Genomic DNA, 11,087 nt, shown 5'->3' with positions numbered 1-11,087 from the left:
GCCCCGGTGCCGTAGACGCGGTAGACGATGTGCAGATCGTCCGCGATCACGGTCGGGATCCGCTCCTGGGCGGCCGCCGTCGGCCGCACGCCGTTCTTTTCTGCCGTCTTTTCTGCCGTCATGACCTCAGCCACGTCCGTACCGCTCCTCGGCCTTCCAGAAGTACACATAGCCGCCGATGCCGGCCAGCAGCGCCCAGCCGACCGCGAACGCCCAGACGTGCGGCGGCAGTTGCTCCCTCGTGAAGCTGTCGATCAGCGCGAAGCGCATCAGGTCGATGTAGACCGCCGCCGGGTTGGCGTTGAGCAGGACCTCCACGATCTTCGGGAGGTGCTTGCCCTGGATGATGACGCTGATGCTGAACATCACGCCGGACGCGTACATCCACGTCCGCATGACGAAGGGCATCAGCTGCGCCAGGTCGGGGGTCCGGGCGCCGAGGCGGGCCATGACCATCGCCAGGCCGGTGTTGAAGACGAACTGCAGGGCCAGGGCCGGCACGACGAGCAGCCAGGACCAGGTCGGCAGCTGTCCGAAGCACAGCAGGATGACCCCCAGCACTCCCATGGAGAACAGCAGTTGCTGGAGTTGCGCCAGGCAGAACGAGATCGGCAGGCAGGCCCGCGGGAAGTGCAGCGCCCGCACCAGGCCGAGGTTGCCGGAGATCGCCCGGGTTCCGGTCATCACCGAGTTCTGCAGGAAGGTGAAGATGAAGACGCCGGTCACCAGGAACGGGATGAAGTCCTGAACGTGCCTCCGCGTGTCGAGCAGCACACCGAAGATCAAGTAGTAGACGGCGGCGTTGAGCAGCGGGGTGATCACCTGCCAGAGCTGTCCCAGCTTGGCGGTGGTGTACATCGCGGTGAGCCGGGCGGTGGCGAACGAGGTGATGAAGTGGCGCCGCTGCCACAGCTGGCGGGTGTACTCCGGCAGCGAGGGGCGGGCACCGCTCACCGTGAGGCCGTGGCGTTCGGCCAGCGCGCGCAGCTCGGGGTCGGGGGCGGTGCCGGGGCCGGGCGCCCGTTCCGGTGCCGGTGCCGGGGCCGGGGGAGTGAGGGTCTGGGGCATGGGGGCCGCTTTCGCTTGCGTACGGGGGCCGCAGAACGGAGTGCGACGACGGAACGGGTCCGTATCGTCGTGACGCCGACACTAAAGGGAGCTCGCGTCGAAACGCAACCGTAGCGTCGTGACGCTAGGCTCAAGCCATGGCAAAGAACGGCAACGGGAACGACCCCGCGGCGGGCCGGCGCGCCCCGGCGGGCGCCGCGGTACTGCGTGAGGACAAGACCGAGGCGATCCGCGCGGCGGTCTTCGAGGAGCTGGCGGCGGTGGGCTTCGCCCGGATGTCGATCGAGGGCATCGCCCGCCGGGCGGGCGTCGGCAAGACCGCCGTCTACCGGCGATGGCGCTCCAAGCTGCACCTCGTCCTGGACGTGGTCTCGGCGGTGGCCGCCGCCGGTCTGCCGACCCCGGACACCGGGTCGCTGCGCGGGGACGTGCGGATGCTGCTGGAGGTGGCGGCCCGGGCGCTGCGGCACCCGATGGCATCGCAGATCATCCCGGACCTGCTGGCGGAGGCGGCGCGCAGCCCGGAGCTGGCGACCGCGCTGCAGGCGGCGCTGCACGACAGTCAGGAGGGCGTGGCGGCCGCGGTGGTGGCCAGCGCGGTGGCGCGCGGCGAGCTGCCGCAGGACGTGGATACCCGCCTCGCGCTGGACCTGCTGACCGGCCCGCTGTACTGGCGGCTGCTGGTCGTACGCGACGAGCTGCCCAGGGGCTACCTCGACGCCCTGGCGGACTCGGTGGCGGCGGCCCTCGGGGCGGAGTGAGCGGAGCCGGACGCGGGGGAGGCGGGGCGGGGCCGGGGGAGACCCGGGGCGGGGTGGGGGGAGTTACCTAGGGTGGGGTCGAACAGATCCCGTAGGGGTCGGGAGGCCCCCTGCGGGGCCACAACCGGCGGAGGGGGGCGGGTATTCCGCGGCATGCCGGCCCCGCAGCGCCTCGGCCCCCGCAGCGCCTCGGCCCCCGTAGCGCCTCGGCCCCCGTAGCGCCACTGCCCCCGCAGCGCCACTGCCCCCGGCCGGGGTTCCGGCCGGGGGCAGTGGGCGTCCGGGCTCAGGTGATCGGCGTCGGCCGGGGCCTCAGCCCGCCATCTCCACGTCCGAGGTGCCCGACGTGCCCGAGGCGGCGGCTTCCGTCGCCTCGTCGTGGGCCGCCGTACGCGGGGAGGGGAGCTTGACCAGGCCCGCCGCGGCGGCTGCGGCGCGGGGCGTGGGGGCCACGGTGCGCTCCTGCCGGGGGAGCGGGTCGGGGGTCGTTTCCTGGCCGAGGAAGACCCGGCGGACCACGCGCTCGGCGGCGTGCCCGTCGTCCCACTGGCAGAACCGCGCGCGGAACGCGGCGCGCAGCTCGGTGGCCCGCTCGTCGTCCCAGCGGCCGCTGCGGAAGGCGTCGATCAGCTCGTCCTCGGTGGTGGCGAGCACGCCGGGGGTGTCGCCCGGCTTGCCCGACAGCAGGTCGAAGGTGACGCCGCGGGAGCGGACGTAGGTGTCCCAGTCGTCGGCGTAGTTGATGATCGGCCGGTCGAGGTTGGCGTAGTCGAACATGATCGACGAGTAGTCGGTGACCAGCGCGTCGGCGGCCAGGCACAGTTCCTCGACGACCGGGTGGCCGGAGACGTCGATGATCGCGCCGCGCTCCTGGAGCTCCTGGAGGCGGGCGTCCTGGTCGTAGAAGTAGTGGGTGCGCACCAGCAGGACGAAGTCCTCGCCGAGCTCGCGGGAGATCTTCTCCAGGTCCAGCCGCGGCACATAGCCGACCTGGTAGTCGCGCATGGTCGGGGCGTACAGGATGGCGGTCTTGCCGGGGGCGACGCCCAGGCGCTCGCGGATGTCCAGGACGTCCTGGGCGCTCGCCCGGTAGTAGACGTCGTTGCGGGGGTAACCGGCGTCCAGCGACTCGAAGTTGCAGGGGTAGACCCGCTCCCACTGCTCGGTGGTGTGCTGGTTGGAGGAGAGCGAGTAGTCCCAGCGGTCGGCGCGGGCCAGCAGCTTGCGGAAGCTCATGCCCTTGGCGGCGGCCGGGTAGCGCTTCTGGTCGACGCCCATCGACTTCAGCGGGGTGCCGTGGTGGGTCTGGAGGTGGATCTGCCCCTCGCGCTTGACCACGCCGTCCGCGAAGTTGACGTTGTTGACGAGGTACTTGGCGCGGGCCATGACCTCCCAGTAGCGCGGCGAGTTCAGCACGACGTGGTCGATGCCGGCGGGTATCTGGCCGGAGTCGACCAGGTGCTGCTTGACGACCCACACGCCGTGCACGTGCGGGGCGATCTCCTTGGCCTTCTCGTAGATCGCCAGCGGGTTGCAGGCCGGCAGCCGGTTCCAGTACGCGGAGTAGACCGCCAGGTTCTCGTCCAGCGGCTGCCGCAGCAGGGCCTGGTAGCGCAGGTCCATGGCCTTCTTCTTGGCCTGGCGGACCTTCTTCCCGGCGTGCTTGCGGACCGTGCGCTGCACCTTGCCGGCGACCTTGAGGCCGGCCAGCGCCGGGTAGGCGTCCTTGGCGAGCAGCGCGTACTTGCCGCCGGCCACCCCGCCGGGGCGGACGAAGCCGGCCGGCAGCCGCCGGCGGTAGTCGCGGGCGGCGCGGTGGAAGAACTCGGCGGTGGCGTTCTGCGGCAGCCGGCCCGGCTTGTCCAGGACCGTCAGGTAGTGGTCGATCATCTTGCGGAACATGTGCGGGCGCCAGCGCGACAGCTCCGGGTGGGCGTCGAGGTAGGCGAAGACCCGCTCGTACTGGTCGAAGACGTCGAAGTGCTTGCGGCTGGTGGTGCGCAGGATGTTGCCGCCCTGCCGGCGCTGGCGGTAGTGCAGGCAGACCCGGTCCAGGACCGCGATGGACTTCGCGGTGATCAGCGTGCAGAACGTCCAGGGGGCGTCCTCGTAGTAGCCCACTGGGAAGGTGAAGCCGTGCTCCTCGACGAAGTCGCGGCGGTAGGCCTTGTTCCAGACGATCTGCAGCAGGTCGAGGATCTCGGGGCGCTCGGCGAGGGTGAAGCTGGGCGCGCCGGACTCGTCGAGCCGGTCGGCGAGGAGGTTGCGGCGGACCGAGCCGTCCCAGTACGTCCGGGCGTAGTCGAAGATCAGGATCTCCGGGCTGCCGGCGGCGTCCAGCCGCTCCGCCAGCGCACCGAGCGCGCCGGGCACGAGCGTGTCGTCGCTGTCGAGGAAGAGGATGTACTCACCGCGGACCTTCTCCAGCCCGGCGTTGCGGGCCAGGCCCAGGCCGACGTTCTCCGGCAGGTGCAGGACCTGGACGCGGTCGTCGCGGGCGGCGTACTCGTCGAGGATGGCGCCGCTGCGGTCCGGTGAGCAGTCGTCGACGGCGATCACCTCGAAGTCCGTGAAGTCCTGCGCCAGCACCGAGTCCATGCACTCGCGCAGGAAGCCCTGCACTCTGAACACGGGCACGATGATGCTGAAGCGGGGTACGACGGGGTCGAGGACTGTCTCGGACATGCGGTGCTTACTCCTCGTGACGAGCTGAGTACAGAACGCAAAAAAGCCCCAAAGGGGTTCCTTGCATTGTCAGCCCTCCTGACCGTCGTTCACTCGAAAAGGTTGTTGTTCGTAACCTGAAAGTTCTGTGGCGCTCATCACGGATGGGGGTAAGTGGCGAATTTTCGGACGGGTGGAATGCCCCCCGGACGCCGCTTTCGGACGAGCGGTACGCCCCCGCTCACCGAATACTGAGGACGTGTCACCGCCGCGCCCGCCCCGCGTCACCCGCCGCCGGCTGCTTCAGCTCACCGGCGGCGGGCTGCTCGCCGCGGCGGCCGGCACCGGCGTCTGGGCCCACGTCATCGACGAGGGCCCCCGGACGGGCCGACCGGCCGGCTCCGGACCGCCCCTGGTCGACCCGGCGGACCAGTCCTTCCTGCACGTCATCGCCCACCCGGACGACGGCCTGTACTTCATGAACCCCGACCTGGAGCAGGCCGTCCGCGCCGGGGCCCGCTCGGTCACCGTCTGCCTCACGGGCGGCGAGTCCGACGGACACAACGTCAGCAGGCACGCCCGGTACGCCGATCGGGTCCCCAGGGACCGGCCCGCCTTCGCCCGCGCCCGCACCAACGGACTGCGCGCCGCACACGCCGAGATGGCCGTCGGCGACCCCCGAGCCCCCTGGCACCTGACCGCGATATCCCTGCTCCCCGGCTTCCAGGCCGAACTGCACACCCTGCAGGCCGCCCCGCACCAGCAACTCCTCTTCTTCGAGCTGGTGGAGGCCCGGGCCGTCTGGCAGGCCCGCACCATCAGCCTGCGCGGCCTGTGGCTCGGCGCCACGCCCTTCCTGCCCACCCTGCGCCCGGCCGGCACGCCCGTACGGCACCAGTTCCTCTACCGCCGCGAGCAGGTCGTCGCGGCCCTGGTGGCGGTGCTCGACCGGGTCCGCCCCACGGTGGTGCGCACCCTGGACCCCAACGCGGTGCACTCCCGCAGGCGGCCGCCGGCCGGCCCGGACCACGACCCCCGCCTGGCCGGGCTGCGCTACTACGACCACCAGGACCACACCGCCTCCGCCTACTTCGCGCAGGCCGCACTCGCCGTCTACCGGCCCCGCGGCGGCCGCCCGCCAATCGTGGAGAACTACCTCGGCTACGAGGCGGGCGCACTGCCCAACGACGTCGACCTGAAGGCCGCCCGGCGCAAGGCCCGGCTGCTGTCGGTGTACGGCTGGGCCGACCACCGCCGCTGCGGCGACCCGGCCGGCTGCGGCGACCGCAAGGTCGGCGGGTCGGCGCTGGACGGCGGCTCCCGCAACTGGACCCGCTCCACCCGGCTGCGCGCGCCCGGCTCCAACGCCTGGCTGCGGCCCGCGCAGGACGGGCGGCTGGCGGCCTTCGCGGTGCTCGGCGGCACCGCGTACTGCTGGGCCGAGACCCGGCCCGGCAGCGGCCTGTTCAGGGCGCCGGTGCCGGCGGGCGGCACGATGCTCCAGGGGCAGATCCACGCGGTGCGCCGCCCCGACGGGTCGCTGCAGCTGTTCGCCTCGCGCACGGTGCTGCCGGACCGCACCGCCGTGCACCGCCGTGAGCTGATGACCGCGGCGCAGCGCGGCACCGCCCCGGACGGCACACCGCTGTTCGGCCGCTGGGAGTCGCTGGGTTCGCCGGACCCGGACCCGGAGCGTTCGCTGGAGATCGGCTTCCCGGTGGCGGTGGCCGCCCCCGACGGCACGGTGCACGTCTTCGTCCGCACCTGGGACGGCAACATCGCGCACCGCGCCGGGCCGGGCGGCACCGGCTTCACGCCGTGGCAGCGGCTGGAGGGCACGGTCAGCACCCTGAAGGCGTCCCCGCAGGTCGTCGACGGGCTGGACGCCTGTGTGGACTCCGACGGGCTGATCCACGTGGCCGCGCCGGGCATCGGGACGGTGGTGCACTGGGTGTCGAAGGAGCCCGGGCGGACACCGCGGCCGGCCGCGGCCACCGGGCTGCCGCAGCCGGGCGGCCCGGTCAGTCTCGTCCCGCTGGCCGACGGCGTGGTCCGGACCGTCTACCGCCGCTCGGTCACCGCGCAGGTGCTGATCGCCGAGCGGCACCGGCGGATCGGCGGCTGGCGGGTGGCGGCGCAGTGCGCGCCGGTCGGCGGTTACGGGCGGGTGGCGGCGGCCCCGGTGGGCCGCGGGGACCGGATGGTGCTCGCGGCCCGGGACGAGGCCGGTGAGGTGCGGATGGCGATGGCCCAGGACGCCCCCAAGCCGTGGCAGCCGGGCCGGGTGTCGCACTCCGCGGCGGCCGGGGCCGCGCAGGACGCCGCCGGGCGGGCGGTGGTGGTCGCACTGGGCACCGACGGACGGCTGTATGCGGCCCGGCAGACGTCGGTGGGGCAGACCGCGCTGTTCGGCGCCTGGCGGCCTCAGACGGGGTCGCCGGAGCGCACCGGCGACGCCCCGGCCTGACCGGCGGCCCCGGGTACGGCCCCGGCACCCCCGCCGGCCCGGGCGGGCGGCCGCAGGATCCGCCGCGCGACCAGATGGCCGGCCGGCAGCGCGAGGGCGGCGGCGGCCAGCGGCGCCAGCGCGCTGCTCATCCCGCACCAGCCGACCAGCACCAGCAGACCCGCGCTCTGCATGGCGTAGTTGGTGACCTGGGTCAGCGGGAACAGCAGGAACTTCTTCCAGGTCGGGCGGGTGCGGTAGGTGAAGCGGGTGTGGAGCAGGAACGAGCCGGCCATGCTCAGCGCGAACGCCAGGCTGTAGGCGGCGAAGTACGGCAGCAGCCGGTGCAGCGGCAGGTAACAGGCGTAGAACGTCGCGGTGTTGACCACGCCGACGGCGGCGAAGCGCACCAGCTGACCGGCGCCGCCGGCCCGGCGCCCGCCCGTGTAGCGGCCGGCGCCGCCGGCCCGGCGCCCGCCCGCGTAGCGGCCGGCCATCAGCCGGCCTGCGACCCGGCGGTGGCGGCGTCCGCGGGCCCGGCGGCGGCACTCAGCGCGGCCTCGGCGGCGTTGCCCTCCTTGACCAGGTAGTGCGGGCGGTGCTTGGCCTCGTAGTAGATCCGGCCGATGTACTCGCCGATCAGACCGAGCATCACCATCTGCAGCCCGCCCAGGCCCACGATGATGGCCACCAGCGTCACATAGCCGGGCGCGGTGACCCCGCCGACGACGGCCGCCGCGACGATCCACAGGGTGTAGAGGCCGGCGAGCGCGGCCAGGCCGAGGCCGGCGTAGATGGCCAGCCGCAGCGGCCGGCTGTTGAAGGACAGCATCCCGTCGAGGCCGTAGTTGACCAGCGCACCGAGCCGCCACTTGGTCTCGCCGGCCTCCCGGACGGCGTTGCGGTAGTCGAAGGTGACGGTGTCGAAGCCGATCCACGAGAACAGGCCCTTGGAGAAGCGGTTGTACTCCGGCAGCGCCAGCAGCGCGTCCACCGCCTTGCGCGACAGCAGCCGGAAGTCCCCGACGCCGTCGGCGAGTTCGACGTCGACCCAGGTGTTGACGGCCCGGTAGTAGCAGCGGCTCAGCGCGGACCGCAGCCGCCGCTCGCCGTCCCGGCTGCGCCGCGCGACGACCTGGTCGTGGCCCAGCTGGTAGAGGTCGAGCATCTTCTCGATGAGGTCCGGCGGATGCTGCAGGTCGGCGTCCATGAGGATCACCGCGTCACCGGTGGCCGCCCGCAGGCCCGCCAGCATCGCCGGTTCCTTGCCGAAGTTGCGGCTGAACGACAGGTAGCGGGTGGTGCCGCGGTGCTGCTGGGCCAGGCCGCGCAGCCGGGCCAGGGTGCCGTCGGTGCTGCCGTCGTCGACGTAGCACAGCTCGTGGGCGACGCCGAGGCGGGCGAGGACCGCCCGGACCACCTCGTCGAAGCGGGCGAGGACGGCCTCTTCGTTGTAGCAGGGGACGACGATGGAGAGCTTCATCCGCGGGTCTCCTTGGTGGTGCGACGCCGGGACCGGCCGCGGCCCCGTAGCTGGCCCCCCACCGCCACCGCGCCGGCCGCCAGCCCGGCCGCGCCGCTCACCGCCAGCCCCCCACGCAGGCCCGGCGGCAGATATGTGCAGGTCAGCCGCTGCGCGCCGGGCCGCAGCGGGACCGCCAGCAGCCCACCGAACGACGCCGGGGCCCGCCGCGGCCCGCCGTCCACCGCACAGCCCCACCCCGCGACGGCCGGCAGCGCCAGCACCGCGTGCCCCCGGCTGCCGCGCGGCAGCCGGGCCGTCAGCCGGTGCCCGCCGGCGGACAGCGCCACCGGCCCGCGCAGCGCCCGCACCGCCCGGCCCAGCGCCCCCGGCCGCAGACAGCCCAGCGGGCGCCCGGGCAGCCACTGCCGGCCCCGGCCGATGAACCGCACCGCGACCGTCCCGTCGTCCGGCACCCGCCCCAGCACCCGCACCGGGTTGGCGGTGGTGTCGGCCCGGCCGATGCCCTTGGTACGGGTGCCCAGCCCGCTGACCTGGCCCCAGAACCAGGGTGCGTACCAGACGACGGTGCCGCCCGGGGTGCAGCGGGCGCTGAAGGTGGTGCCCGCGCCGTCCGGGCCGGCCGGCGGGGCGGCCGCGGCGGGCAGCGCGGACGGCGGCAGCAGCCAGCCGCCGCGCCCGCGTACCGGCGCGGCGCCCGCGGTGGGCGTCAGCTCCGGCACCTCGTAGACCGCGGCGCCCAGCATCCGTTCCTGGCGCGCGAACACGGTCTCCGGGCCGCGGGGCGGGGCCGCCAGGCGGCTGCGTACGGTCAGCAGCGGGGCCGGCGCCGGGCGGGTGCGGTCCCGGGTGAAGCCGCTGCGGGGGTGCTGCGGTACGGGGAACAGCGAGCTGCTGACGCCCATCAGGGCCCGGCCCACCGGGTCCTCGAAGCTGAGGGTGTGACGGCCCCTCATGTACCAGCCGGCGCCCAGGCCGGCGAGGGTGCGGGCGGTGGCCGCGGGCACGTAGCTGCTGTAGTAGGAGCCGCCCTCGCCGCCCAGCAGCAGCGGGTCGTTGTTGGCGAACTCGTGCGGCCCCGGGTCGGTGCGCGAGCGCGGCCAGTCATCGCGTGCGGCGAGCCCGTCGCGGGCCGCCAGGGACACCCGGGTCATGGTGATCTTGGGCCGGAACCAGGCGATCTTGCCCCGTACGGCCGTCACCGAGAACACCGTGTACGCGGAGGCGAGCAGCACCGTGCCGGCCAGGGCCGCGGCCAGCGCGGTCCGCGGCCCGGTCCGGGCGCCGGCCGGGGGCGGCACCGCCAGCGCGGCCAGCGCCGCCAGGGCCGTGGCGCCACCGCCCGCCACCAGGATCCAGGTGGCCGGACCGACCGCGCCCTGGTCCCGGCACACCCACGCCAGCAGCGCCACCAGCGCCCCGCCGGCGGCCAGTTCACCGGCCCGGGGCCGGTGCGCCAGCGCCAGCCAGGAGATCATCACCAGGATCCCGCTGAGCACGAACGCGGCGCGGTACGGACTGCCGTTGGGCAGCGCCAGCCCGTGCCACAGCAGGATCGTCGGCTCCCAGACGAACGACGCGGCCACGCCCAGCGCCAGCGCGCACCAGGCGATCCGGGCCCGCACCGGCACCGCCCGGACGAACGGGAACGCGGCGACCAGCAGCAGCCCCGGCACGCCGATGAAGATGTTGGGTGCGGGCACCCCGCCGTGGCCGCCGGGCAGCAGCTGCGCCAGCTGGTAGAGCACGGTGGGCCGCTGCTCGTAGGAGACCGGGGGAGCGGGCTGGGCGGCCCGGCTGGCCCGGAGGGTGACGGTCAGGACGGGCGCCGCGAGCCCGATCCCGGTCAGGGCCATGGTCACCGCCCGGGCGGCCGCCCGCAGCCGCGCCCCCGGCGGGGTCCCGGCCGCCGTCACCAGCCGCACCGCCAGCACCAGCCCGGTCGCCAGGGTCGCCATCGCCGCCGTGTAGAAGTTGCCCGCCCAGGCCAGCGCCACCAGCAGGGTGCCGGCCACCCAGCGGGTGCGCCGCAGGCACCAGTCCGCGGCGATCCCCAGCAGCGGCAGCGCCACCGGCCCCCACATCCACATCGGGTCCGCGGCGCCGTCGTTCAGCACCCAGGCGCACAGCGCGTACCCCACCGACAACAGCGCCCGCAGCGTCCCCGGCCCCGGGTGCAGCCGGCCGAGGAGGACGGTCATCAGGGCGCCGGCCGACCCGATGCACAGCAGCGTGACCAGGAAGACCGGGAGGTCGGCGAGTTCGCGCGGGAAGAGGCCGACGAGCAGCGAGAACGGGTTCATCAGATACGTGCAGAAGTCCGCGAGGAACGGCACCCCGTATCCGCTGCTCCAGTTGAAGAACAGATCGCCGGTGGTCCGGCCGTGCAGCAGGTCCCACAGCCGGGCGTGGAACGGCACGAACTGATTGCCGAGGTCGTTGACGGCGCGCGAGCGGGGGCCGAACGGGTAACTGCCGTACAGGGCCAGCCCCAGGCAGTACGCCCCCATGGACAGCGCCGCCGCGGTGAAGGGGGCGGGCCACCGCCTCGGCGGCCGGTCCGCCGCCGGGCGGCCCGGTCCGGGCAGCGGGCGGGAGACCTCCCGGGGCCGGAGCGCCTCTTGGGGGGTGACGGGCGTCGGAGCCACCGGCACTCCTCCACGGT

Annotated in this window: 7 protein-coding genes and 1 pseudogene; 2 read left to right on the top strand and 6 right to left on the bottom strand. The window is 74.0% G+C overall.

Annotation, left to right across the window (positions count from 1 at the left end):
* A pseudogene (locus AB0G35_RS30525) lies at nt 1-122 on the bottom strand (ABC transporter ATP-binding protein); the annotation flags it as partial.
* Nucleotides 123-126: 4 nt separating this feature from the next.
* Nucleotides 127-1,068: an ABC transporter permease gene (locus tag AB0G35_RS30520; RefSeq protein WP_360956179.1), complete on the bottom strand. Its 942-nt coding sequence runs from the start codon at nt 1,066-1,068 to the stop codon at nt 127-129.
* Nucleotides 1,069-1,205: 137 nt separating this feature from the next.
* Here AB0G35_RS30520 and AB0G35_RS30515 point away from each other — a divergent pair, with 137 nt between their 5' ends.
* A complete protein-coding gene (locus AB0G35_RS30515; RefSeq protein WP_360956177.1) occupies nt 1,206-1,829 on the top strand; it encodes a TetR/AcrR family transcriptional regulator in 624 nt (207 codons plus the stop codon).
* Nucleotides 1,830-2,141: 312 nt separating this feature from the next.
* On the opposite strand, the gene AB0G35_RS30510 is transcribed toward AB0G35_RS30515, so the two are convergent.
* A complete protein-coding gene (locus tag AB0G35_RS30510; protein ID WP_360956175.1) occupies nt 2,142-4,514 on the bottom strand; it encodes a CDP-glycerol glycerophosphotransferase family protein in 2,373 nt (790 codons plus the stop codon).
* 238 nt (nt 4,515-4,752) lie between these two features.
* Between AB0G35_RS30510 and AB0G35_RS30505 the strand changes: the two genes are divergently transcribed.
* Nucleotides 4,753-6,960 carry a PIG-L family deacetylase gene (locus tag AB0G35_RS30505; RefSeq protein ID WP_360956173.1) on the top strand — a complete coding sequence of 736 codons (2,208 nt, stop codon included), beginning with the start codon at nt 4,753-4,755 and terminating at the stop codon, nt 6,958-6,960.
* Here the strand turns inward: AB0G35_RS30505 and AB0G35_RS30500 are convergent.
* Genes AB0G35_RS30500 through AB0G35_RS30490 form a run of 3 tightly spaced genes read right to left on the bottom strand, consistent with a single transcriptional unit; the run spans nt 6,918 to nt 11,070 of the window.
* On the bottom strand, nt 6,918-7,436 hold the full coding sequence (locus AB0G35_RS30500) for a GtrA family protein (RefSeq protein ID WP_360956171.1): 519 nt from the start codon (nt 7,434-7,436) through the stop codon (nt 6,918-6,920). The two genes, AB0G35_RS30505 and AB0G35_RS30500, sit on opposite strands and share 43 nt — an antisense overlap.
* Complete coding sequence (locus AB0G35_RS30495) at nt 7,436-8,422, bottom strand: glycosyltransferase family 2 protein (RefSeq protein WP_360956169.1); 987 nt, start codon at nt 8,420-8,422, stop codon at nt 7,436-7,438. The genes AB0G35_RS30500 and AB0G35_RS30495 overlap by 1 nt, the downstream gene beginning before the upstream one ends.
* The gene (locus AB0G35_RS30490; RefSeq protein WP_360956167.1) at nt 8,419-11,070 is read right to left on the bottom strand and encodes a YfhO family protein; all 2,652 of its coding nucleotides are present in this window, start codon (nt 11,068-11,070) and stop codon (nt 8,419-8,421) included. The genes AB0G35_RS30495 and AB0G35_RS30490 overlap by 4 nt, the downstream gene beginning before the upstream one ends.
* Between the last annotated feature and the right edge of the window lie 17 nt (nt 11,071-11,087).

Origin of the sequence: Streptomyces sp. NPDC021749, assembly GCF_040640655.1 — a bacterium.
Classification (GTDB): Bacteria; Actinomycetota; Actinomycetes; order Streptomycetales; family Streptomycetaceae; genus Streptomyces.
The sequence above is the reverse complement of the archived record's forward strand: the minus strand, read 5'-3'. Positions and strand labels throughout refer to the sequence as shown.

What these genes read in the sequence shown, in the direction of transcription:
- AB0G35_RS30515 (WP_360956177.1), top strand. Translation starts at nt 1,206, where the DNA reads ATGGCAAAGAACGGCAACGGGAACGACCCCGCGGCGGGCCGGCGCGCC.
- AB0G35_RS30500 (WP_360956171.1), bottom strand. Translation starts at nt 7,436, where the DNA reads ATGGCCGGCCGCTACGCGGGCGGGCGCCGGGCCGGCGGCGCCGGCCGC.
- AB0G35_RS30520 (WP_360956179.1), bottom strand. Translation starts at nt 1,068, where the DNA reads ATGCCCCAGACCCTCACTCCCCCGGCCCCGGCACCGGCACCGGAACGG.
- AB0G35_RS30495 (WP_360956169.1), bottom strand. Translation starts at nt 8,422, where the DNA reads ATGAAGCTCTCCATCGTCGTCCCCTGCTACAACGAAGAGGCCGTCCTC.
- AB0G35_RS30510 (WP_360956175.1), bottom strand. Translation starts at nt 4,514, where the DNA reads ATGTCCGAGACAGTCCTCGACCCCGTCGTACCCCGCTTCAGCATCATC.